The sequence below is a fragment of the Kribbella alba genome, from assembly GCF_039529635.1.
GTDB lineage: Bacteria > Actinomycetota > Actinomycetes > Propionibacteriales > Kribbellaceae > Kribbella > Kribbella alba.
Genome location: NZ_BAAANE010000013.1, coordinates 44,372 through 67,346, shown reverse-complemented (window position 1 = coordinate 67,346; position 22,975 = coordinate 44,372). Strand labels below are relative to the sequence as shown.

Below are 22,975 nucleotides of genomic sequence, written 5' to 3'. Positions count from 1 at the left end.
CTGAAACGTTCCGCCGCCACCCACGTACGCTGGTGGGATGAAGAGGCCCAGTACGACGCAGCTCGGCCTGGCCGACAACTACGGCCGGGTTGCCACCGATCTCCGGGTGTCGCTGACAGATCGGTGCAATCTGCGCTGCACGTACTGCATGCCAGAGGAAGGTCTCGACTGGCTCGCCAAGCCCGAGTTGCTCACCGATGACGAGGTGGTCCGCCTCGTCACGGTCGCGGTCACGCACCTCGGCGTCGACGAGATCCGCTTCACCGGCGGCGAACCGCTGCTACGGCGAGGCATCGTCGACATCGTCGCCCGTACTTCGCAACTGCGTCCTCGGCCGCAGGTGTCCCTGACCACCAACGGCATCGGACTCGGCAGGCAGGCGGAGGCGCTGCGTCAGGCTGGACTAGACCGGGTGAACGTGAGCCTCGACACGGTCCGCGTGGATACCTTCCAGCAGCTGACCCGCCGGGACCGGCTCAAGGACGTGCTGGCCGGACTCGAAGCGGCCCACAACGCCGGACTGACTCCGGTGAAGGTGAACGCCGTCCTGATGCGCGGGGTGAACGACGACCAGGCGGCCGAGCTGCTGCAGTTCTGCCTGGACCACCAGTACGAGCTCCGATTCATCGAGCAGATGCCGCTCGACGCTCAGCATGGCTGGAACCGGGACACGATGATCACCGCCGACGAGATCCTCGGCCGGCTCGGTGAGCGTTTCGGCCTCGCACCGGTCGACGCGGCGACCCGGGGCAGTGCTCCCGCGGAATCGTTCACGGTCCGGGGCGGTCGGCAGACCGTCGGGATCATCGCCTCGGTGACCCGACCGTTCTGCGGGGACTGCGACCGGGTCCGCCTGACCGCCGACGGCCAGGTCCGCGATTGCCTCTTCGCCCGGACCGAGTCGGACCTGCGAACGCCGCTGCGGGCAGGTGCCGACGACGCGGAACTCGCAGACCGGTGGCGGCGCGCCCTGCGTGGAAAACTTCCCGGCCATGGGATCGCCGATCCGAGCTTCCTGCAACCTGCCCGGCCGATGTCTGCCATCGGTGGCTGAGGATTTCTGAACCGGAAATTTACTTTTTCAGCTGTAACGCCGCACCGAAGCCGACTTTCAGCCCGTGAATGGTTCGACCTCGCGCAGGAAAGAACGTCGCGCGAGGAAGTCGGAGAGGCTCTCCTTGTGCTCATCACAAGCGAGCCAGGTCTTACGCCGGTCGGGCGTGTGGATCTTGGGGTTGTTCCACAGCAAGGCCCACCGGGCCGGCTTGCCGCATCCTCTTGCAGAGCAGACGGACGGCAGCACTTCATCGGTCATCGAAGGGTCTCCTGGAGCTATTCCTGACAGTGCAGGCAATTGTTCCTGATCGCTCAATTACCAATAGCCTGGAGAAAATGAAGCGACGTCGGACAGCCACGGGGGGAGCCGTCCGACGCCGCATCAAGTCTCTGAATTCCAACTGTGAACTTCAGAGCACGCGGGAGATTCTGACACGGATCCGTTGTGAGAATCCAGTCCCGACGCAGATCACTTTTCGGTGTCGAGATCGGTATCCGGCCGGGGCCGCAACTCGGGGCGGGCCGGCGCGATGAAAGGGACCGGGCTGGACACCTTCGTGGTCCGCAGCGCGTTCGCCAGCACCACCGCGGCGAGCGGCAGGAAAACCGCCCCGACGACGAACAGCCATCGCCATGGCGACGGGGTCAGGAAGGCGAGCACGAAGCAGACGACCCGCAGCGACATCATCCACGCGTAGCGGACGATCCTGCTGTCCAGATCCTCGGACCGACTGGGCTGAGCACTCGTCACCGAAATGACGGTCTCGTGGCCCCGCTCACGGCGTCGCGACATCTATCCTCCTCACCAAGACCCAACGGTACGCCGAACCGGCAGCGGCGGCGCACCCAGGCGAAGGGGAACTCCGATGACAGACCGCACCTACCGGGTGACCGAGATCGTGGGCACGTCCAAGGAGGGCATCGAGCAGGCGATCAGCAATGGGATCACCCGAGCCGGCGAGACGCTTCGGCACCTGGACTGGTTCGAGGTGACCGAGGTCCGCGGCCACATCGTCGACAACGCGATCGACCACTACCAGGTCGGCCTCAAGGTCGGCTTCCGGCTCGAGGACTCCTGACCACAACCGCCTGACCCGGTACTCACAAGCGCCCTGGCCCGCCCGGTTCGCAGTACGGGCGGGTGCGGGCGATACCGTTCGTGCGGCAGCGCCTTCCAAGGGCGCCGTTCCCTTGAGTGAGGAGATGCATTCGTGGCTAGATCGGTACTCGTCACCGGCGGCAACAGGGGCATCGGCCTGGCCATCGCCACCGCCTTCAAGGAGGCGGGGGACCAGGTCGCCGTCACCTACCGCAGCGGTGAGCCGCCCGAGGGTTTCCTCGGCGTGAAGTGCGACGTCACCGACGCCGAGCAGGTCGAGGCCGCGTTCGACACGATCCAGGCCGAGCACGGTCCGGTCGAGGTGCTGGTCGCGAACGCCGGCATCACCCGCGACACGTTGCTGCTCCGGATGTCGGACGAGGACTGGGACGCGGTCATCGACACCAACCTGACCGGCTCCTTCCGGGTCGCCAAGCGCGCCGCCAAGGGCATGCTTCGGATGCGCAAGGGCCGGATCGTCTTCATCTCCTCCGTGGTGGGTCTGCTCGGCTCGCCCGGCCAGGTGAACTACGCCGCCAGCAAGGCGGGCCTGATCGGCATGGCCCGGTCGATGGCGCGTGAGCTCGGCAGCCGGGGCATCACCAGCAACGTCGTCGCGCCGGGGTTCGTCGAGACCGACATGACCGCGGTGCTGCCGGAGGAGACCCAGAAGCAGTACCTGAGCCAGATCCCGCTCGGCCGGTTCGGCCTGACCGAGGAGATCGCCAAGGTGGTGCGCTGGGTCTCCTCGGAGGAGGCCGGCTACATCACCGGCGCGGTGATCCCGGTCGACGGCGGCATCGGCATGGGCCACTAGGCCCTCATTCCCCAGCACGACTTCATCTAGAAAGGGCACTGCCCGTGGGCATCCTCGACGGCAAGCGCATCCTGGTCGCGGGCGTCACGCTCGACTCCTCGATCGGCTTCGCCACGGCCAAGGTGGCGCAGGAACAAGGCGCCACCGTGCTGATCTCGAACTTCGGCCGCGCGTTGAGCATCACCAGACGGATCGCCAAACGGCTGCCGGTGGAACCGGCCGTGCTCGAGCTGGACGTCACCGATGCAGACCATCTGGCCGGGCTGCCGGACGCGGTCCGCGAGCACGTCGACGGGCTGGACGGGGTCGTGCACTCGATTGCCTACGGCAACCCCGAGACGATCCTGGGCGGCAAGTTCCTGGAGGGTCCGTGGGACGACGTGTCGCGGGCGGTGCATGTTTCGGCGTACTCGCTGAAGGCGCTGGCGGTGGCGTGTGCCCCGTTGATGAGCCGTGGTGGCAGCATCGTCGGGCTGACGTTCGACGCGACCGTGGCCTGGCCGGGGTATGACTGGATGGGCGTGGCGAAGGCGGCGCTTGAGTCGACCTCGCGGTACCTCGCGCGTGATCTCGGCGCGCAGGGGATCCGGTGCAACCTCGTCTCGGCCGGTCCGCTGAAGACGCTTGCGGCGAAGGCGATCCCGGGCTTCGAGAAGTTCGAGGAGCCGTGGCTGGACCGGGCGCCGCTGGGCTGGGACCCGTCCGACCTCGAGCCGACCGGCAAGACCATCGTCGGCCTGCTCAGCGACTTCTTTCCTTCCACCACCGGCGAGATCGTCCACGTGGACGGCGGCTACCACGCGATGGGTGCCTAGTGTCCAGTTCTTTGGTCGAGCTGCGCGTTCTGGACGGGGCGAACCTCTATTTCAGCCGTGCGGCCGTCAAGCTCACCCTCGACCTGACCGCCTTGATCGACGCACCGGCTGCGCAGGCGAAGGCCTATGGGTCGGCCTTGGGGCTCGGCGCCACTCGGCCGGGCGCCATCGGTTCCGGCTTCCGGCAACGGTTCGCGGTCCGCGTGGTCGGGCACATCGTCCGGCGGATCGCGCGCGAGGCGGGGATCGGGCGGATCGGCGTACGGGTCCGGTCCGAGACCGATGTGCACCGGCTGGTCGTGGCGTTCCCGTGGGCGCACGAAGGGCGGGCGCGAGCGCTCGGCCTGGCGATCGTCGAGGTCGTCGATGCGTTCGGCTCCGAGGACCTGCCCGAGTTGGTCCACGCGGTCGGTGATCGGGTCCGCAGCGAACCGGCCGGCGACCCGCCGCCGACGCTGCGGCCGAAGGTCCCGGTGGTTGCTGTCACCGGGACGAACGGCAAGACCACGACTTCCCGGATGATCGCGCACATCGGGCGCGCCGCCGGGCTGCACGTCGGCTGGTCCAGCACCGACGGCGTGTACTTCGACGGCGAACTCGTCGAGTACGGCGACTTCTCGGGCCCGAGTGGCGCCGGCCAGGTGTTGTCCCAGCCCGGAGTCCAGCTCGCGGTCACCGAGACCGCGCGCGGTGGCATCCTCCGGCGCGGCATCGGGGTCGCCTACAACGACGTCTCCGTGGTCACCAACGTCACCGCGGACCACCTCGGTCTCGGCGGCATCGACACGGTCGACCAGTTGGCCGAGGTGAAGGCCGTCGTCACCAAGATCACCAGGCCGCGCGGCTGGTGTGTGGTGAACGGCGACGACCCGCGGACGTTCGCGATGCGGCTCGGTTCGCCGGCCAAGTGCTGGGTGTTCTCCCGCGATCCCGACTCGCCGTCGATCCGGACCGTGCTGGACGAAGGCGGTCGCGCGACCACCGTTCTCGACGGGTTCATCACAGTGCTCGACAGTTCCAGTGACGCCGAGCCGCTGATGAACATCGTGGACGTGCCGATGACGCTGTCCGGCCTGTCCCACTACAACGTGGAGAACGCTCTCGCGGCGACCTCGGCCGCTCTCGGCCTGGGCCTGCCCCGGGCCGCGGTGATCGAAGGGCTGAGCACGTTCACGCCGGGGGAGAACAACCCGGGCCGGATGAACATGTACTCCGTGCGCGACTTCACCGTGGTGATCGACCTCGCCCACAACGAGGCCGGGCTCGAGGCGCTGCTGGAGATCATGAACGGGGTCCGCGAGCCGGGCAGCCGGTTGCTGCTCGCGCTCGGATCCCCGGGCGACCGGGCCGACGACATGGTCTCCGCGATGGGCGCGATCGGGGCCCGGGGCGCTGATCGCGTGGTGATCGGGCACAAGGGCGACTACCTGCGCGGAAGGCCGCGGGAAGAGCTCGAAGCCGTGTTCCGGGAAGGGACCAGCTCGGTCGGCGTCGACGACGTACCGTCCTTCCCGACCGAGCTCGAGGCGGCGCAGGCACTGGTCGCGGAAGCGAAGGCCGGGGATGTGGTGGCGATCATGTCTCTGCAGGATCGGGCGAGTCTTGACGCCTGGTTGCGGTCCGAGGGGGCTACCGTCGATAACCCGGAGACCTTGAAGAGCAAGGTCGAACGAGCAAAGCACTGACCCGGGCCGGGTTCGGACGCCGCGCCGCGGGCCTGATCGGGGTGTCATGCGCTACTTGTGGTCGGTGCCGGCGGCGGTGATCGCCTGGTTCGTGGTCGGCTTCTCGCCGACCTATCTGAAGGGGTTACCCGACGGTGCGACCACGTTCGTGACGCCCCGGACGGACCTCTTGGTGCTGGGCGGATTCGCCGGGGGAGTGCTGGCCGGGCTGCTGGTCCAGCGGATCCGCCTTGCCGTGCCGCTGGTGCTGGTGGTTGCTGCCGGCACCTGGTGGCTCAGCGTGAACTCGTTCGACAGCAGGGCTTTGCTGATCTCCTTGCTCGCGGCAAGTGCGGTCGGCGCGTTTTTCGGTGCCCTGGGCACCCGGAGTTCGGTGATCGCCGCCTTTGCGCTCGCCGTGCCGGTGGCCTGGTATGCGCTGCGACCCGCAGTTGAGCTGGAGGGTTGGCGCTGGCTCTGGCAGCTCAACGGCCTGCTGGTGGCCATCGGTCTCGCCTTGCTGCTGTACGTCGGGTGCTGGCGGCGCGGCTGGCCCTCGGCGTACTACTGGTTGCCGTTGGCAGCGGTCTATTTGGCGTCGTTCGCGGTCGTGGACGGGGTGAAGACCGTCGCCGAGTCGCACGGTCGGTCGACCGACGACGTCGCGAACGCGGCCACGGACGCGTTCTTCCAAGCCTTCGAACCACTCCTGCGGAACTACTGGCCGTGGCTCGTGCTGGCGGTGCTCCTGGCGATCCCGATGGTCGCGCTCAAGGTCCGCGCGTTGCCGCCGCCACCTCCGCCGCCTTCGCCGTACGACGATCGTGGCAACGACGCCGTCCTGTCCGACGACCTCGACTGGATCGACCGGCAAGAACCTAAGCGCCGCCTGCTAGCCCGGCGCGAAACCGTCGGCTGACGGCTGGAGCCCGACGCCCGGTTCGGCGTGCAGGCTGCGCGAGATCTCGGCGACCTGGGCGAGCCGGTGGGCCCGCGCGGACTCGGCCGGCGTGAACGGTTCCCCTGGCCGGGTGAACACGAAGAGCCCGCTCCACGGCGACGGGATCTTGAGCATCGTGCCATCGCTGGGCAACAACCCCTTGGCGATCGCCAACTGATCGGTGACAAGCCGCGCACCGAGCAGTTCGGCAACCGCATGAGGCAACTCGGCCGGATCGGCGACAACCCTCGCCGAGAGGTTCAGCGCCTCGGTCTGTCCGTCGACCAACGCGAGCGCCGTCGTCGGCCAGATGTGCGCTTCCCGTACGCCGGCTGCGTCGAGCGCGTCCAGCAATCCGCCCGCGCTGACCGTGTCCGGCGTGGACACCACCAACTCATCACGGACGCCGTCGAGCACCGGGTGCACCTCCAGTCCGAGGATGTTGGCGTCCACCTCGGTCAGCCGATGCGTCAGCCGCTCGAGCTCCCCGGCCTGGTCATCGAGCGTGACCCGGATCCGCCACAGCGAAGGCGCCCGGCCGATCGTCTCGTGCACCTCCCGGCGCAGGTGATGCCCGGGCGCGTGCAGCCAGCTCCGCAGCAGATGCATCGTCGACGGTTCGACCACCCAGATCACCAAAGCCGTGGTGATCAACGCCAGCAGGCCGACGGACACCAGGTATGGCGGGTGCAACGCCAGGATTCCGGCATGCAGGGCAAGCTCCACCGGCAGAACCGCCGCGAGCTTGGCCAAGGCCAGCCGCAGCCGCCGCGGATGCGGCAACCGCCCACACACCTCACAAGCCACCCCAGCAGTGACAGCCTTCCGCAACTGTTCCATAACTCCAGCCTGCCCGGCACTTGTTGCCCACCCATTGCCCCAAGATGAAGCTTCACCACGCAGCGCCGCCAACCACCGCCGCACCCGCCGAGCACCAGCCGCGGTGTTCCGGGCGACCGCCCGCCGCGCGCCGAGTCGTGGATCAGTGGTCCAGGTAAGCGACTACCCAGGACCGGAATCCACAGCTGAGCGCCGGCTCACCCACCAAACCAGTCGGCGAACCCGGCGAACTGGCCAACGTGGACCCGCCAGAAGGAGGGACTGAGGTCACCGCGGCGGGACCTCGAACATGAAATGGCGTGTCCGCAGTCCCCAGCAGGTGTCCGAGGTCACTAGGACTGGCGGGCCAGGGATCCGCCAGGGCGTTCCGCGGAGGTCTTCGGGGTCCTCGGAACCAACGGGACGGAGGACCGGTCAGGTGCTGCGGGAGGGCTGCGGCGGCGAGGTGGGCGAGGGATTCGGTTAGCCTGGCGGCGGCCGCAGGGGAAAGCGGCCGCAGGGGAAGGCGGTCTCCGTTGCGCGGGGAAGCCCATGAGGTGAGCGCCCGAGCGAAAGAGGACCATGAGCGACTTCAGCGAAATTCCGCCGACCACTCTCGCTGACGTGTTGGGGCGTGAGCAGGTGATGAACCTCGGCATCCACCAGCTGTGGGACTCCGGGCGGGTGGCAGGACCGGCGTTCACGGTGCGATGCCCTCCGGGTGACAACCTGATGCTGCATGCCGCAATCTATCGCGCGGAGCCTGGCTCGATCATCGTCGTCGAAGCGGGTGACGCGGACTACGCACTCGCGGGCGGCAACGTCTGTGCGGTCGCTCAGCGCCGTGGGGTGGTGGCGTTCGTCGCCGACGGCGTGATCCGCGACGTCGGCGAGGTGCGTGAGCTGGGGTTCCCCGTTTTCGCGAGGGGAGTTGTTCCGTTCCCGGGGACGAAGAGCGCCGTCGAGCCGCTCAACGTCCCTGTGCGGTGCGGCGGTGTCACGGTGAACCCGGGGGACATCGTGGTCGCGGACGAGGAGGGCATCGTCGTCGTCCCGGCTGACCGCCAGGAGCAGGTCCTCATCGATGCCCGGAAGATACTCGCCAAGGAGGCCGGCGAAACGCTCGACGACTGGGAGCGCGCACACCGAGCCAAGATCGACCAGACCCTCGCCGATCACGACTTCCCGGCCTGACCCCGCACCGCACCCACCGATTGCGTCCGAAACAGCGCGGGGCCTGCCCCCGGGTTCTTCGGACGCAAGAGTTCCTGGCCGCGCGCTCACTGTCCGGCTAAGCGTCCGACTGGTCGGCTTCAGTGTCAGGTTCCTGCTCGGGCTGGACGAAGTCCGGGTCGCCGCCCTCGTCGCCGGAACGCGCTCCGGCCTGGGCAAGATGCGACACCGATTCCAGCTCGGCCAGCACCGACTGATGCTGATCTACGCAGAGCACCACCAGATCACCCGGGTTCGACCGGACCAGCGCGTGCTGGACCGCCTCGAGTTCCTCGAGCACGGTCTCCACCTGACGACAGCGCGCGCCGTTCTCCATCGCGGCGCGAACCCCTTCAGTGATCAGCTCGGCCGACTCGCCTCGCTTGCGGCCGCGCAGCCGGGCGTCCTCCCGCACGATGACGACGTCGAAATGCTGCGCCGCAACCTCGCCGAGCTCGCGCATGTCGTCGTCGCGCCGGTCGCCCGCGGTCGCGATCACGCCGATCCTCGACGCTCTGCCGACCTCCGAGGTCGCGTTCAGGCTCTCGCCGAGCTTGTCGACGAAATCGCCCAGCATCCGCATCGCGGGCGCGTTGTGGCAGTAGTCGATGATCACCGTCCGGCCGTCGACCTCGATCTCGTTCAGCCGTCCGGGGGACAGGTAGTACGAGGTGTTGAAGGTGCGCAGGCCCTGCCGGATGTCGTGCAGCGGAGCGCCGGCGGCGAAGGCAGCCGCGGCGGCCGCCATCACGTTCTGCACGTTCATCATCGCCCGGCCGCCGAACGTTGCCGGCAGCAAGTGGGTCCAGGCCAGCTGCATCGAGCGCCGCCCGTGCTTCATGATGATCATGTCGCCCAGGTCGGATCGGTCCAGGACGACCGCTCGCCCGCCGCGGCGGCAGTGCCCCTCGATGTACTCGCGGACCTCGCTGCCCGGCTCCGCGATGCTGAACCAGACGACCTCGCCCGAGCACTTCCGCCGCATCTTGCGGACCAGCGGATCGTCGGCGTTCAGTACTGCGAACCCGTTGCGCGGCACGGCTTCCACCAGCACGGCCTTCACATCGGCAAGCTGCTCCAGGGTGTCCACCCCGCGCATGCCCAGGTGGTCCGGCTGGATGTTCAGCACCACCGCCACGTCGTTGCGCTGATAGCCCAGGCCCTCCCGCAGGATCCCGCCGCGGGCGACCTCGAACACCGCGAAGTCGACCCGCGGGTTCTGCAGCACCATCCGCGCCGACTTCGGCCCGGAGGCGTCCGACCGGATCACCAGCCGCTCGTCGATCACGATGCCGTCGGTCGAGGTCATCCCGACCTTGCGGCCCATGCCTTTGAAGACGTGGCTGATCATCCGCGAGGTGGTCGTCTTGCCGTTCGTCCCGGTGACCGCCACGATCGGGATCCGGCTGGTCGCGCCGGGCGGGAACAGCATGTCCACCACGGGTTTCGCGATGTACTGCGGGTCGCCGATGGTCGGGTTGGTGTGCATCCGGAACCCGGGCGCGGCGTTCACCTCGCAGATCGCGCCGCCGGTCTCGCGGACCGGCTGGGTGATGTCGGGGCAGATGAAGTCGATGCCGGCGATGTCCAGCCCGATCATCCGGGCGGCCTCCTCGGCGATCTCGACGTTCTCCGGGTGGGCCTCGAAGGTCCGGTCGATCGAGATCCCGCCGGTGGACATGTTGCCGGTGAGGGTCAGCTTCACCATCGTGTCCTCGGGCGGCACGTCGTCCAGCTCGAAGCCCTGGCTGCGGACCAGTTCGCGCGCGGCCTCGTTCACCGTGATCCGGGTCAGGATCTTCTCGTGTCCGACCCCTCGGCGGGGATCCGCGTTGGTGATGTCGACCAGCTCGGCCACCGTGTGGACCCCGTCGCCGACGACATGCGCGGGCACCCGCTCGGCGATGGCCTCCATCCGCCCGTTGATGATCAGGCAGCGGTAGTCCTTGCCGGTGACGAAGTTCTCCACGATCACCGAGCCTCGCCGCGACTGCTCGGCCGCGATCGGGAAGGCCTCCCGTACGGCGTTCGCGTCCTGCAGGTTCAGGCAGACACCGCGGCCGTGGTTGCCGTCGAGCGGCTTGCAGACGACGGGATAGCCGATCTTGTTCGCCACCGCGACGGCATCCTCGACACTGCGGACGGAGTCCGACCGCGGGACCGGCAGGCCGGCCGAGGCGAGCAGCTTCGTGGTCAGGTCCTTGTCGCTGGCCACGTCCACCGCGATCGAGCCGGTCTCGGACGTCATGGTGGCCCGGATCCGCTTCGCGTGCACGCCCTGGCCGAGCTGGACCAGACTGAACTTGTTCAGCCGGATCCACGGGATGTCCCGGGACACGGCCTCGTCCACGATCGCCTGGGTCGACGGCCCGAACGCGCTCCGCTCGGCCTGCTTGATGAACTTCTCCAGCTCCGTGGTGAAGTCGAACTCCGCAGTGGGCTGGACCAGGTAGTTCACGAACCGGACAGCGAGCTCACCCGCGGCCACGCCGACACCCTCGTCGGCGTACGCGTAGACGATGTTGTAACGGCCCGGGACGCCCTTCACCTGGCGGGTCTTGCCGCGCCGCATGTCGTGGCCGGCCTCCTGCTGGAGCTGGAGCGAGACGTGTTCGGCGATGTGGCCGAGCCAGGTTCCTTCTTGCAGCCGCTCGATGAACCCGCCACGGCGACCGCGTGAGCAGTGATGCTGGTCGAGGCGGGGGAGGAACTCCAGCAGCCGCTCGGTGAACCCGGGGATCGTGTTGGACGGGAAGTTCTCCAGCGAACCGAGGTCGACCACCAGCTGGATGGCCGGTTCGTAGCTCCAGACGTTCGGACCGCGGTAGACGCGGGTCTCGATGATCTTCAGGTCTGGGTTGGGGGTGCCGTGCGTCTGGGTCTGGTCAGCGGCGGTGTCGGTCATGCGGTCCCACTGTCTGGTTGTGGCTCGGTGTCTGGCGTGCTGAGTTCGGCGCCCGCGCTCAACGGCTCGGTCGCCTCCGGTCTGGACTGACCGGCGGCCGCGGATCTGGCGGCCTTGGCCGTCTTGCGGCTGGCGCGGCGCTTGCGCTCGGCGTAGTACGCGGGCGACACCCCCTCGGCCGCGATCTCCTTGGCCAGAGCCCGCAGGTCCGCCTCGGCGGCCTCGATCGAGGCGATCTCCTCCGCGGGTGGCTGCTTGCCGTAGGACAGCAGCGCCCGTGCCTTCAGATCGAAGGTCGAGGTCGCCGGCAGCACGTGCAACACCACGCCGGACGCGAGGATCGCCTCGGACCGGGTCGCGTAGTGCGCGTTCGAGGTGATCCGGCTGCCGTCGAAGATGGTCACCGCGCCGCGGCCGACCACCTCCAGATGACTACCCCGTACTACGGCCGCGGTGTCCTCGTCGATCCCGATCCCGAGCAGCCCGGGCGACTGGGCGACCAGGGACAGCAGCCGGCCGTACCGGTTGCGCTGGGCGAAGTGCTGGTCCACGATCGCGCCCTGGACCAGGCCGAGTCCGCCGGCCAGTTGGCTCATCCGCTGCCGCGGAGTCGCCCCGGACCGCCCGAACGCGATCATGTGCTCGGCGAGGATGCTCGCGCCGGCCGACGTACCACCGACGGCCGCGCCGCGGGCATGCGCCGCGGTCACGGCCCGGCCGAACGCAGTACCGGTGACCACACCGCTCAGCTTCAGCTGGTTGCCGCCGGTCATGAAGATGCCGCTCGCCTCGGTCAGCGGCTCGATGAAGGTGGGGTCGTCGGCGTCCTCGCGGTTCTCCGGGCGGACCCCGACCACGCTGGCGGCCCCGAGGGCGGCGAACAGCGCGGAGTACACGTCGACGACGTCCGGGCCGAGCGCGGAAGCGGTCGGCACGATGACGATCCGGGCCTTCGACCCGCCGGCCGCCTCGACGAACTCCTGCAGCACCGTCCGCTTCTTCAGCTTGTCCTCGGCGCCACCGATGGCGAACAGGGCCCCCGGCCCGCCGTTCACCCCACCCTGCTGTTCTGACATAAGCGGAAGGATAGGTGGTGTCGCCCCCGGCCCACGCCCTCAGTCACCCCGGGCGTGGTGCCCATCGTGAAGCTGGAGGAGTGCCTGGTCCAGGTCGGGCTGCTTCAGCGTCGGCCAGGCCAATGCTCAGTCATGCTGTCGGCCGCCCTTGCCCACGACGGCTGTCCGTGCCTCATCGAGTGCTCGAATCCTTGCCGTGGCGTCGCGGAGCAACCCGGGTACCAGTCGACGATGGATGGCGGACAACGGGGGCCACACGCCGTTGCCGAGGCGCCGGTCATAGTGCAGGAAGGTCCCCAGCGACACCCGCCCAGCGGCTGTCTGTACAAGGAGGTTGCCGGTCAGAAACCAGGAAGCAGCTTCGAGCCGGATCCAATCTTCGCCACGTTCACCGATCTGCCATCCGGCCACGGTGGCCGGCGATCGTCCTCGGCTGAGTCGGAGACCGAGGAGACCGCGCCAGATCAGCAGCTCCGCGACGCTGGGGACGTCGCCGAACATCGCCCGAGCCCACTGCTCCGGTGTTGCGTCCGCGTCCGTGGGGAGGGCGAACAGGTCGGCGTAGTCGATGTCAGGCAACGAGGTGAGCGCGCGGACGGCCTCGGGGATGTTGTGCGTCCCCACGGCGCTGTCAACAAAGCCGGCGGTCATGTCATTGTCTCCGTTCATGTATACGATGCCGTATAAAAGCAGGCTACCCCCGTTTATACGGTGGCGTATAGGGAGGGGTGAGGCACAGCGTGAACGCGACGCGCACGCCGCGTGACAAGTGGATCGAGCAGGGGTTGCAGGCGCTCGCCGCCGGCGGCCCGGATGCCGTCCGCGTCGAGGCGCTGGCGAAGAGGCTCCGCGTCACGAAAGGCGGGTTCTACGGGGCCTTCCCCGACCGCGACGCGCTGCTGGAGGCGATGCTGGACGCCTGGGAGCGGGAGAGCACCGATGAGGTGATGGACCGCGTCGAGCGCGAGGGCGGCGATCCGAGGACCAAAATCCAGCGCGCGGGCGTGCTCACCTTCTCCAGCGACCGCCTGCTGCCGATCGACCTCGCGATCCGAGACTGGGCCCGGCGCGACGCGGCGGTCGCCGAGCGCCTGCGACGGGTGGACAACCGGCGCATGGCGCTGCTGCGCGAGATGATCGGCACCTTCTGCTTCGATGCCGACGAGGTCGAGGCCCGCAGCCTGCTTGCCTTCTGTGTAGCGATCGGCGAGCACTTCCTCGTCGCCGACCACGGCGACCGCACCCGAGCCCAGGTCCTCGTCCGCGCTGCCGATCTGCTACTCAACCGCCCCCTGAAGACCACGGCCACTGACCCGGCGCGCTAGAGCCTGGATCCTGAGCCTGACGGGATCAACATCGAGTGCTCCGGACAGGCCATCCTGGGCCAGTGAGGTCGACGTGGTGAAGGCACGGCCGGCGGCCGAGATCGCCCGACAGAGCTGAGAGGGGTGGTGTCGGGCGCGGCACCACCCCTCGGAGCTCAGTGGCCGAAGGTGAACCAGTTGACGTTCACGAAGTCGGCCGGCTGGCCGCTCGTGAAGGTCAGGTAGACGTCGTGAACCCCAGTGACCGCGCTGATGTTGGCCGGGACGTTCCGCCAACTCTGCCAGCCGCCGGTGTTGGCGATGGCGAAGCTGCCGATCGGTGGGTTCGACCTGCTGTCCAGGCGGACCTCCACGAGTCCGCTGACCCCACCCGCCGCGCCGGACGCGACCCTGCCGACGAACTGGTGCGCGGCCGAGCTTCCGAAGTCGATGCCCGGGTAGAGCGCCCAGTCACCGTTGCCCACCTGCATCAGGTTCTGGCCGCCGCCCGAGTCTGTCGTCGTCTCCACGCCGACTCCGCCCTGCTGGCTGAATAACTCGGCCTGGATCGTGCTGTAGGCGCTGCCCCCACCGCCCGGCGGGTTGGTGGGCGGGGTAGTGGGCGGGGTGGTCGGGGGAGTGCCGCCACCGCGCGTCGAGACAGCCACGTAGTCGACCACCATCGGGCGGTCGGGCACTGTCTCCGCCCGCGGGGTCGGCCCGTTGAGCGCGTCCGGGAAGGCTCCGCCGATCGCGAGGTTCAGCAGGATGAAGTAGCCCGCGTGCGACGTCATGTTGGCCCAGGTGTCTGCCGGGAGCTGACCCTGGCTGACCGAGTGGAACTGGGTGCCGTCGACATACCAGCGGAACTGGTTCGGCGAGATGCTCGTGTCCCACTCGAACCGGTAGGTGTGGAAGGCGGACTGGCAGGACGCGCCGGGGCACGCGCGGCTGTTCGCGATGCCGCTGGTCTCGTTGCACGGGCCGCCCGGGTTGACGCCGCAGTGCAGCACACCCCAGACGGAGTTGATCCCGTTGACGTTCTCCATGATGTCGAACTCGCCGATGCCCGGCCAGTTCCAGTAGTTGCCGCGATAGGGCTGGCCGAGCGCCCAGAACGCGGGCCAATACCCGAGCGCGGCATTGCCGGTCACGTTGGGCATCTGGATCCGTCCCTCGATCGCGAGGACACCGCCGGCCGGTGGCTTGAAGTTGCTCCGCTGGGTCTCGATCCGGGCCGACGTCCAGTTGCCGGCGCCGTCGCGCCGGGGAGTGATCTGGAGATTGCCGGCGCCGTCGAGAGCGAGGTTGTTGGTGCTGTTGGTGTAGTTCTGGATCTCGCCGGTGCCCCAGTTGCCCGGGCCGCCGGGGTAGCCGTGGCCGGTGTCGATGATCCAGTTCGCGTTGGACGGCAGCGAGCCGCTCGCGCCGTTGAAGTCGTCACTCCAGACTGTGGTCCAGCCGGGGGCCGGTGGCGGCACGCTGGCCTGGGCCGCGATCGTGAGCGGGACGGCGACCAGGATCGGGGCGAGCAGCGCGCTGAGGATGGTGCGGCGACGTGGGGATGGGTGCTTCGGGCGGGAACGCATGGTGACCTCCACGGTCTGGCCGGCGCCTCACCAGAGCGACGCCGACGATGAATTGCACCCCATGGGAGCGCTCTCATAGCCGTGTGTCAACGCCTCGTTACGGTTCTCACCCAAGGTAGTCCCCGGAACCGCTTCCGTTCACTCTCGATCACGACCTCCGCTAGGAGGCGGAGAGCGGCTTGCGATAGACCGTCGTACTCCGCCTGACGGTCATGCCGAGGCGCTCGTACATCGCCAGTGCCCCGGTCCCGGAGTGCGTCCAGAGCGTGAGGTTCCTCGATCCCCGGCGGTAGAACTCCGTGCTTGCCACGGCGAGCAGGGCACGGGCGAGCCCCTTGTTCCGCTGGTCCCGACGGACGGCCAGTTGCTCGACATACCCCTCATCGCTACCGGGAACGTCCAGGCACAGCGCCGCTCCGACGAGCTCGTCTCCGACGAACGCCACCGGCGAGACCTCCGCGACGAAACTCTCCCGCTCGATCATCAGCCGGGCCCACTCGTCGTACGGCTGCCGCCGTGGCTGCCACTCGTCGAAGGCGTCCTGGATCAGTCGGTACGCCGCTTTCTCGTCGCCCGGCTGGAAAGGACGCACGTGGATGTCCGCCGGGAGTTCGGGCAGCAGCGGCTCGGTCGCGACCGGCATCTCGAGCAGCCAGTTGGTCGCGAGTACTTCGTACCCGCGCGAGCGCAGCAATGCAGTCGCCGCGAGGTCCTTGTCGTCAACCGTCTGCGCCGCCTGCTGACTGCCGCGCTCTGCCGCCCGTGCCTCGGCCCAGTCGAGCAAGGCGCCGCCGATCCCTTGCCCGCGGAAGGCAGGGTGGACATCGATCTGCGACCGTCGGCCCTGGTTCTGCCAAGCCCAGGCGGCGACATTGCCGGCGACGTCCTGGACGAGCCGGGTATCCGCAGCCAAGACCAGGCCGGGCCGAAGGAGATCCGCCCTGACACCGTCCGGAGCGACCTCGACCCGCCCGTTCAGCGCCTGCTCACCTGCCGCCATCAATCGGTGGATCGCGTCGACATCGTCGAGCGTTGCCGCCCGCCCGGTGTATCCGACCGGCAGCACGAGCTCAGCAGACATGCTCCAGATCCTCTGCTCGTCAACCACCCTTGGCAAACTCGTTTGCAGGTTGTTGCAACGCGGATCCGCCGCGCGATCGCCCGTGTTTCTGTCATCATCTGTGCTCTGAACCGGGTCGACCTGAAACGAGCGCAGCAAGACCCTCAGATCGACGAGGAGTCCGCTGTGCGTGTCACCCTTCCGCGTGCGATCACGCTGAGCGCAGTACTGATCCTGCCGGTTGCCTGTGGGACCTCGGACGAGCGACCGTCGGCGGAGGTCAAGAGCACCGTGAGCCCTGCCTCCACCTCACCCGCGGCCGCCAAGGCAGAGCTGACGAAGGTCAACTTCGCATCCAGAGTGCTGGCGGCCTTGAAGGCCAAGAGCACCTTCCGGGTGGAGACCTTCCTGCTCGACAAGGGCTCCTGGGACGACGACGTCAAGGTCACCACGACCGTGCGGATGAAGGGTGCTGTGACCGACCTGGCTGTCGTCGACGGCGCCAACCAGCTGGTCCGGATCGGCGACTCCGTCTACGTGCAGGACGCCGAGCTGACCGGTGGTACGAAAGGCCCGTGGGCCAAGGTGAACCCGAAGAGCAAGACCGCTGGCGCTCGTGCGGTTGCCGAGTCGGCCGCCATACAGCTCAGCCGGGCGCTGGCCTACCAGATGGTCGCGGCGACGGCATACGCGACCGGATTCAAGCCTGGCGGCCAGTTCACCATCGACAGGGTCGACTCGCTGGAGTACCTCTTCACGATCGACCTGAACAAGGCGGTCGCGGCGAACGCGCTGCGCGGCTTCCTGGATCGAAGCGACCTGAAGCGGACGTCGACGAGCCTGAGCGTGTCGATCGCAGTGGACGACAACGACCTGCCGCGGCGGATCGAGTTCGTGCTGGCGGACAAGGACGGCAACGCTACGAGCTTCCGGGCGATGTTGAGCAGGTTCGGCCAGCGGGTCACCATCGCAGCTCCGCCCGCGGGCAAGCTGGCGAAGGTCAGGTGAGGTCGCTGGCAGCGTCGGCGGCTTCTACCTCTTCGCGGCTGATGCCGAGCAGATAGAGGATCGTGTCCAGGTAGGGCACGCTCAGGTGGGTGTCGGCCGCCGCACGGACGACCGGCTTGGCGTTGAAGGCGATCCCGAGGCCGGCCGCGGCGAGCATGTCGAGGTCGTTCGCGCCGTCGCCGATCGCGACCGTCTGGGACAGCGGTGTGCCCGAGGAGGCCGCGAAGCGCCGTAGCGCCGTCGCCTTGCCGGCCCGGTCGACGATGTCCCCGACCACCTTGCCGGTGAGCCTGCCGTCGACGATCTCCAGCACGTTCGCCGCGGCGAAATCGATGCCGAGGTCCGCCGCCAGCTTGTCGGTGATCTGGCTGAACCCGCCGCTGACGATGGCGAACTGGTACCCCAGCCGCTTCAACGTCCGCACCAGCGTCCGGGCGCCCGGCGCGAGCTCGATCGCGGCGTACACCTCGTCGAGGGCCGTCGCCGGCAAACCCTCGAGCCTGGCGACCCGGTGCCGCAGCGACTCGGCGAAGTCGAGCTCGCCGCGCATCGCCTTTTCGGTGACCTCGGCAACTTCCTCGAGCCGGCCCGCGTGCGAGGCGAGCATCTCGATCACCTCGCCCTGGATCAGGGTCGAGTCGACATCCATCACGATCAGCCGTTTGGCCCGCCGGTACAAACCACCCGCCTGTACTGCGACGTCGAGCCCCTGGGCGACACCCTCCATCGCGAGCACCGCGCGGAGGTTGTCCGGGTCGGCACCGGACACCGCGATCTCCATCGCCGTGACGGGATACCGCGCCATCCGGCTGATCCGGTCGATGTTCGCGCCGGTGTCGGCGATCCGCCCCGCGATCGCAGCCAGACCCGCGGCCGACAGGGGATTGCCGATCACCGTCACCTGGCTGCGGCCCTTGCGGCGGGGTTCGTTGTCGCCGACGCCCTTCTTGACGTCGATCTCGACCTCGAGGCTCTTCGCCAAGGTCTGCAGATCCTTCTTCAGGTCCTTGTGGTCGCGCGGAGCCGTCAGCAGGACGCCCAGCACCAGACGGCCCCGCAGTACGACCTGTTCCGCGTCGATCACGTCCAGGCCGCGGCCGGCCAGAGTGGACAGTACTGCGGACGTCAGGCCCGGCCGGTCCGTACCGGTGAGGGTGACGAGCAGGGTCGGGCGATCCAGCGCGGTCGTCTCTTGCTCAGCCTGTCCAGTCATGACAGGGATGACGCTACCCAAGACCGGTTAACGGTTGGTGGGCGGTCCACATGCCGCGACGAGCGCACGCCGCGCGGCCGCCGCCAGATCGAGCAGCGCGCGCCGCCGGGCATCGGCTTCGGCGCCGGTCACTGCGGCCCCGTCGTCTTCCAGGGCGGCATCCGCGATCGCCAGACATCGCCGGGCGGTGGCCGCCGTCTTCACCGCACGAGCTTCGTAGCCGGGGGCAAGGTCATCGCCCTTGCCCGTCCCGATCCGCCGGATGTCGATCAGCGCGTCCGCGACCTCGGGCTTCCACCTCGCCACCTCGAGCGCCGCGAGGGATTCGGCCGCCTGGATCAACGCCGCGCGAAGTCCCCGGTCGGCCTCGCCGAAGTCCGCCGGCTGCGGGCTCGTCGCGGGTAGCACAGTCCACTGCACGGCAGGCCCGACGTACGAAGGAACCAGACCGATCTCGGCCCCACTCAGTACTACGGCCTCGCCCGTCTCCAGGGCGGCCTCGTTGAAAGTAGGTGGTCCGGCCAGTCCGATCGGGTCGCCGGGGATCGGCAGTGCGAGGTGGGCCTGGGTGGCACCCGCGGCGCGCAGCAGGTTCAGGGCGACGGGCAAGGTCGCGGGTGCGGGATGTGCCGCGAGTCCGGACACGTGATGGCCGACGTCCTCGCCGAGGATCTTGTGCGCGGCGGTGTCCGGGTCGCAGGCACCGGTCAGCATCGCGTTGGTCCAGACGGTGAACCGCACCGAGGCGGCAGTGGTCAGCACGCCCTCCAGTGTCCCATCCGGATCAGGTCCGCCCGACACCAGCAGGGTCGGCGCGACCTGTTGATGCCGACCACGTAGGTTTTGGCCCATGACTGCTGTGGTGGAGCTGGCCGGCGTCTCGATCGTCCGTGGTGATGCGCGCCTGCTGGACGACATCGACTGGTCCGTCGACGAGGCCGACCGGTGGGTGGTGATCGGGCCGAACGGTGCCGGCAAGACGACCCTGCTGCAGATCCTGGCGGCCCAGATGCACCCGACCACCGGGGTCGCCGGACTGCTCGGCGAGGTCCTCGGCGCGGTCGACGTGTTCGAGCTGCGACCGAGGATCGGCCTGACCAGCGCCGCCCTCGCCGACCGACTGCCACGCTCGGAGCGAGTCTCCGATGTGGTCGTCTCTGCTTCGTACGCCGTGCTCGGCCGCTGGCGCGAGGAGTACGACGAGCAGGACCACCAGCGGGCCAAGGAGCTGCTGACCGAGCTGGGCATCGGTCACCTCAGCGAGCGCACCTTCGGGACTCTGTCGGAGGGCGAGCGCAAACGGGTCCAGATCGCCCGGGCGCTGATGACGGATCCCGAGCTGATGCTGCTCGACGAACCGGCCGCCGGGCTCGACCTGACCGGCCGCGAGCAACTGGTCCGGTCGCTGAGCTCGATCGCGACCGCTGAAGGTTCCCCCGCGATGGTGCTCGTCACGCATCACGTCGAGGAGATCCCGCCCGGCTTCACCCACGCCTTGCTGTTGAAGCAGGGCCGGATCGTAGCCGCCGGGCCGATCGACCAGGCCCTCACCGCCCCGACCCTGAGCGAGACCTTCGACCTCCCCCTGACCCTCGACCACCAAGACGGCCGCTACTCCGCCCGCGCCCTCTGACCGCCCCTCCACGCTTGCGTCCGAAGTAGTGCGGGTCCTGCCCCGCGGTTGTTCGGACGCAAGGTGGTGCGCGGGGGTTGGGCGGGGTGTTCGGGGTGCTTGCGTCCGAGGTACTGCGGGTCCTGCCCCGCGCTCGTTCGGACGCAAGGTGGCGTGCGGGGGTGTTCGGGGTGCTTGCGTCCGAGGTACTGCGGGTCCCGCCCCGCGGTTGTTCGGACACAAGGCCGGGAGTCGGGGGTGCGCGGGGTGTTCTGGGTGCTTGCGTCCGAGGGACTGCGGGTCCTGCCCTGCGGTTGTTCGGACGCAAGGCCGGGAGTCGGGGGTGGGCGGGGTGTTCGGGGTGGTTGCGTCCGAGGTACTGCGGGTCCTGCCCTGCGGCTGTTCGGACGCAAGGCCGGGAGTCGGGGGTGGGCGGGGTGTTCGGGGTGCTTGCGTCCGAGGTACTGCGGGTCCTGCCCTGCGGTTGTTCGGACGCAAGGGCAGGTACGGCGGAGGGGGTGACCACCCCGTCGCAGTGGTACCCCAAGCTGAAGCTGACCCCCAACCGGAGATCCGCCCCCCGGCGCCCCAAGCGTCCGGCGCGGTGCTTGCGTCCGAAGGGGTGAGGGGTCAGCCCCGCGGTTGTTCGGACGTAGGAGGAATCCGGCGGGGCGGCGCGTGCGTCGGAGGGGGCGACGGGCCTGTTTCCAGGCCCGATGGCGGATAGGCTTGGCAGATGATGGATTGGCTGCGGGACAACGTCTGGGCGGCTTGGCTCGCGATCGCCGCTGTACTCGGTCTGGCGGAGCTCGCTTCGCTGGACTTCACGCTGCTGATGCTGGCGGCGGGGGCGATCACCGCAGCTGGCGTGGGCGCTTTCTTCCCGCACCTGCTGTGGCTCCAGATCGTCGTCGGGCTGATCACCTCCGCCGCGATGCTGGCCGCGATCCGTCCACTCCTGGTCCGCAAACTGCACCACGGGGGCGAGCTGAAGACCGGTTCCCAGCACGTGATCGGCCGGACCGGCGTGGTGGTGAAGGAGATCCATCCGGACGGCGGCGGCTCGGTCAAGCTCGGCGGCGAGCTGTGGACCGCCAGCCCGTACGACGAGGTTTCCACGATTCCGCCGGGCACCCGGGTCGAGGTGATGTTGATCGACGGCGCGACCGCGGTCGTCTATCCGATCGGCGATCCGCTGAGCCATCACCAGCCCGAGCTCGGCCAGGGCGGCGCGTCCCCGGACAGCGGCAAGGATCCCGAACCGCCTCAGTAGGTCTTACGGGTCGCTAACGGCTGACCCGTCAAGAACCTCCACGGCCGCCGCGCCGCTTGACATTGCTTGAGCGGCGGTGCGCGCGAAGTACTGTCGGAAGTGAGGACGTCGTTGCCTTCGGCGCACCTGCCACAGGGGTTCCGGATCGTCTGACAAGCTTCCTGATCAGGTAGCCGGATCGTGAGGGAACCGCGGTGGTCAGTGGCCCGTCGATAGGAAAGACTGTCCGTCCTGAGGGTTCTTCGAGTGGAGGGTCATTGTGACCGCGTTCCTCATAGTGCTGGCTTTGGTCGCCCTGCTGGTGGTCGTCACACTGGCCAAGTCCGTCCGGGTCGTGCAGCAGCAGACCGTCGGTATCGTGGAGCGGTTCGGGAAGTTCAAGGTCGGCCTGCAGCCCGGCCTGAACCTGCTGACCCCCTTCGTCGACAAGGTGCGCTACACGATCGACATGCGTGAGCAGGTCGTCGCGTTCCCGCCGCAGGGCGTCATCACCGAGGACAACCTGATGGTGTCGATCGACTCCGTCATCTACTTCCAGGTGAACGACCCGGTCCGGGCGACGTACGAGATCTCCAACTACATCCAGGCGATCGAGCAGCTGACCATGACGACGCTGCGAAACATCATCGGTGGCATGGATCTGGAGCAGACGCTGACCAGCCGCGAGGAGATCAACGAGAAGCTCCGCTACGTGCTGGACGAGGCGACCGGCAAGTGGGGCATCCGGGTGAACCGGGTGGAGCTGCGCTCGATCGACCCGCCGCCCTCGATCCAGGACTCGATGGAGAAGCAGATGCGCGCCGACCGTGACAAGCGCGCCGCGATCCTCACCGCGGAAGGTATGCGGCAGTCCGCGGTCCTGTCGGCCGAGGGGCAGAAGCAGTCCGCGATCCTCACCGCACAAGGTGATCGGGAGTCCCGCATCCTTCGTGCGCAGGCCGAGCGGGAGGCCAGGATCCTGAAGGCGCAGGGTGAGGCGCAGGCCATCACCACCGTCTTCAACGCGATCCACGCCGGCAAACCGGACCAGGGGCTGCTGGCCTACCAGTACTTGCAGATGCTGCCGTCGATCGCTCAAGGCGACTCGAACAAGCTGTGGATCATCCCGAGCGAGATCGGCAAGGCGATGGAGGGCCTCGGCAGTGCCGTCGGCCAGATCGCCGGCATCACCCAGAAGGCCGAGGGTCCGTTCCCGGCGCCCGAACTGGGTGACTCGGCAGCCGTTCAGGTCGACAGCGGGATGGGGACGGCGGCGACTCCTGATGCAGCCGTCGCCGAGGCAGACCACGCAGTACAGGAAGCCATCGCGGCCGCTCAGAATGCGGCCGTCAGTTCCCGCAGCCAGACCGCGACGCCTGCTGTCACGGCGAGCCCCGAGCCTGTTGCTCCGCCGGCGGCCGAGCCTCCGCAGGACCGCTGACGACCTGGTACTACGCACCGCACACGGCCCGCCTGACACCACGACGGTGTGGGGCGGGCCGTGTGACGTTGAACATCATTGAGCGTTCACCCG

22 protein-coding genes are annotated in these 22,975 nt (G+C 68.5%); 12 read left to right on the top strand and 10 right to left on the bottom strand.

From position 1 onward, the window contains the following. Nucleotides 1–37 precede the first annotated feature (37 nt). Nucleotides 38–1,054, top strand: coding sequence for a GTP 3',8-cyclase MoaA (gene moaA / locus ABD210_RS30175; RefSeq protein WP_344116130.1), 1,017 nt, complete (start codon nt 38–40; stop codon nt 1,052–1,054). A gap of 57 nt (nt 1,055–1,111) precedes the next feature. Here moaA and ABD210_RS30170 read toward each other — a convergent pair whose 3' ends face one another. Together ABD210_RS30170 and ABD210_RS30165 are read right to left on the bottom strand one after the other, a co-directional pair. Further along, on the bottom strand, nt 1,112–1,315 hold the full coding sequence (locus ABD210_RS30170; RefSeq protein WP_344116129.1) for a hypothetical protein: 204 nt from the start codon (nt 1,313–1,315) through the stop codon (nt 1,112–1,114). A gap of 210 nt (nt 1,316–1,525) precedes the next feature. Further along, nucleotides 1,526–1,849, bottom strand: a complete 324-nt coding sequence (locus ABD210_RS30165; protein WP_344116127.1) for a DUF3099 domain-containing protein — start codon at nt 1,847–1,849, stop codon at nt 1,526–1,528. A 73-nt stretch (nt 1,850–1,922) separates the two neighbouring features. Here ABD210_RS30165 and ABD210_RS30160 point away from each other — a divergent pair, with 73 nt between their 5' ends. The 5 genes from ABD210_RS30160 to ABD210_RS30140 all read left to right on the top strand — a co-directional run bounded on the left by ABD210_RS30160 (nt 1,923) and on the right by ABD210_RS30140 (nt 6,370). Next, entirely contained in the window at nt 1,923–2,135 is a 213-nt protein-coding gene (locus ABD210_RS30160) for a dodecin (RefSeq protein ID WP_344116126.1), read from the top strand. A 132-nt stretch (nt 2,136–2,267) separates the two neighbouring features. Further along, nucleotides 2,268–2,972 carry a 3-oxoacyl-[acyl-carrier-protein] reductase gene (gene fabG, locus ABD210_RS30155; protein ID WP_344116125.1) on the top strand — a complete coding sequence of 235 codons (705 nt, stop codon included), beginning with the start codon at nt 2,268–2,270 and terminating at the stop codon, nt 2,970–2,972. 44 nt (nt 2,973–3,016) lie between these two features. Then, the gene (gene fabI / locus ABD210_RS30150; RefSeq protein ID WP_425552766.1) at nt 3,017–3,787 is read left to right on the top strand and encodes an enoyl-ACP reductase FabI; all 771 of its coding nucleotides are present in this window, start codon (nt 3,017–3,019) and stop codon (nt 3,785–3,787) included. Further along, nucleotides 3,787–5,472, top strand: a complete 1,686-nt coding sequence (locus tag ABD210_RS30145) for a Mur ligase family protein (RefSeq protein ID WP_344116124.1) — start codon at nt 3,787–3,789, stop codon at nt 5,470–5,472. Before fabI ends, ABD210_RS30145 begins: the two co-directional genes overlap by 1 nt. Nucleotides 5,473–5,518: 46 nt before the next feature. Further along, complete coding sequence (locus ABD210_RS30140; protein ID WP_344116122.1) at nt 5,519–6,370, top strand: hypothetical protein; 852 nt, start codon at nt 5,519–5,521, stop codon at nt 6,368–6,370. Here the strand turns inward: ABD210_RS30140 and ABD210_RS30135 are convergent. Further along, complete coding sequence (locus ABD210_RS30135; protein ID WP_344116121.1) at nt 6,344–7,231, bottom strand: ACT domain-containing protein; 888 nt, start codon at nt 7,229–7,231, stop codon at nt 6,344–6,346. The genes ABD210_RS30140 and ABD210_RS30135 overlap by 27 nt on opposite strands. Nucleotides 7,232–7,792: 561 nt before the next feature. Between ABD210_RS30135 and ABD210_RS30130 the strand changes: the two genes are divergently transcribed. Then, the gene (locus tag ABD210_RS30130) at nt 7,793–8,404 is read left to right on the top strand and encodes an RraA family protein (RefSeq protein ID WP_344116119.1); all 612 of its coding nucleotides are present in this window, start codon (nt 7,793–7,795) and stop codon (nt 8,402–8,404) included. 97 nt (nt 8,405–8,501) lie between these two features. Here ABD210_RS30130 and cphA read toward each other — a convergent pair whose 3' ends face one another. The 3 genes from cphA to ABD210_RS30115 all read right to left on the bottom strand — a co-directional run bounded on the left by cphA (nt 8,502) and on the right by ABD210_RS30115 (nt 13,054). Beyond that, the gene (gene cphA, locus ABD210_RS30125) at nt 8,502–11,327 is read right to left on the bottom strand and encodes a cyanophycin synthetase (protein WP_344116117.1); all 2,826 of its coding nucleotides are present in this window, start codon (nt 11,325–11,327) and stop codon (nt 8,502–8,504) included. Continuing rightward, a complete protein-coding gene (locus tag ABD210_RS30120; protein WP_344116115.1) occupies nt 11,324–12,403 on the bottom strand; it encodes a cyanophycinase in 1,080 nt (359 codons plus the stop codon). Before ABD210_RS30120 ends, cphA begins: the two co-directional genes overlap by 4 nt. Nucleotides 12,404–12,529: 126 nt before the next feature. Beyond that, nucleotides 12,530–13,054, bottom strand: a complete 525-nt coding sequence (locus tag ABD210_RS30115) for a hypothetical protein (protein WP_344116113.1) — start codon at nt 13,052–13,054, stop codon at nt 12,530–12,532. Between the two features lie 89 nt (nt 13,055–13,143). Here ABD210_RS30115 and ABD210_RS30110 point away from each other — a divergent pair, with 89 nt between their 5' ends. After that, entirely contained in the window at nt 13,144–13,728 is a 585-nt protein-coding gene (locus ABD210_RS30110; protein ID WP_344116112.1) for a TetR/AcrR family transcriptional regulator, read from the top strand. 155 nt (nt 13,729–13,883) lie between these two features. Here the strand turns inward: ABD210_RS30110 and ABD210_RS30105 are convergent, their stop codons facing one another. Further along, on the bottom strand, nt 13,884–15,296 hold the full coding sequence (locus ABD210_RS30105) for a glycoside hydrolase family 16 protein (RefSeq protein ID WP_344116110.1): 1,413 nt from the start codon (nt 15,294–15,296) through the stop codon (nt 13,884–13,886). A 160-nt stretch (nt 15,297–15,456) separates the two neighbouring features. Further along, nucleotides 15,457–16,377: a GNAT family N-acetyltransferase gene (locus tag ABD210_RS30100; RefSeq protein ID WP_344116109.1), complete on the bottom strand. Its 921-nt coding sequence runs from the start codon at nt 16,375–16,377 to the stop codon at nt 15,457–15,459. A gap of 165 nt (nt 16,378–16,542) precedes the next feature. On the opposite strand from ABD210_RS30100, the gene ABD210_RS30095 reads away from it, so the two are divergent. Further along, a complete protein-coding gene (locus ABD210_RS30095) occupies nt 16,543–17,364 on the top strand; it encodes a hypothetical protein (RefSeq protein ID WP_344116107.1) in 822 nt (273 codons plus the stop codon). On the opposite strand, the gene serB is transcribed toward ABD210_RS30095, so the two are convergent. Beyond that, a complete protein-coding gene (gene serB, locus ABD210_RS30090) occupies nt 17,357–18,577 on the bottom strand; it encodes a phosphoserine phosphatase SerB (RefSeq protein ID WP_344116106.1) in 1,221 nt (406 codons plus the stop codon). The two genes, ABD210_RS30095 and serB, sit on opposite strands and share 8 nt — an antisense overlap. Before the next feature lie 27 nt (nt 18,578–18,604). After that, nucleotides 18,605–19,339 carry a hypothetical protein gene (locus tag ABD210_RS30085; protein WP_344116105.1) on the bottom strand — a complete coding sequence of 245 codons (735 nt, stop codon included), beginning with the start codon at nt 19,337–19,339 and terminating at the stop codon, nt 18,605–18,607. A gap of 88 nt (nt 19,340–19,427) precedes the next feature. On the opposite strand from ABD210_RS30085, the gene ABD210_RS30080 reads away from it, so the two are divergent. The 3 genes from ABD210_RS30080 to ABD210_RS30070 all read left to right on the top strand — a co-directional run bounded on the left by ABD210_RS30080 (nt 19,428) and on the right by ABD210_RS30070 (nt 22,882). Further along, nucleotides 19,428–20,210 (top strand): ABC transporter ATP-binding protein, encoded by a 783-nt coding sequence (locus tag ABD210_RS30080; protein WP_344116103.1) that lies wholly within the window; start codon nt 19,428–19,430, stop codon nt 20,208–20,210. 715 nt (nt 20,211–20,925) lie between these two features. Beyond that, entirely contained in the window at nt 20,926–21,462 is a 537-nt protein-coding gene (locus tag ABD210_RS30075; RefSeq protein WP_344116102.1) for an NfeD family protein, read from the top strand. A 259-nt stretch (nt 21,463–21,721) separates the two neighbouring features. After that, nucleotides 21,722–22,882, top strand: a complete 1,161-nt coding sequence (locus tag ABD210_RS30070; RefSeq protein ID WP_344116100.1) for an SPFH domain-containing protein — start codon at nt 21,722–21,724, stop codon at nt 22,880–22,882. Nucleotides 22,883–22,975 lie beyond the last annotated feature (93 nt).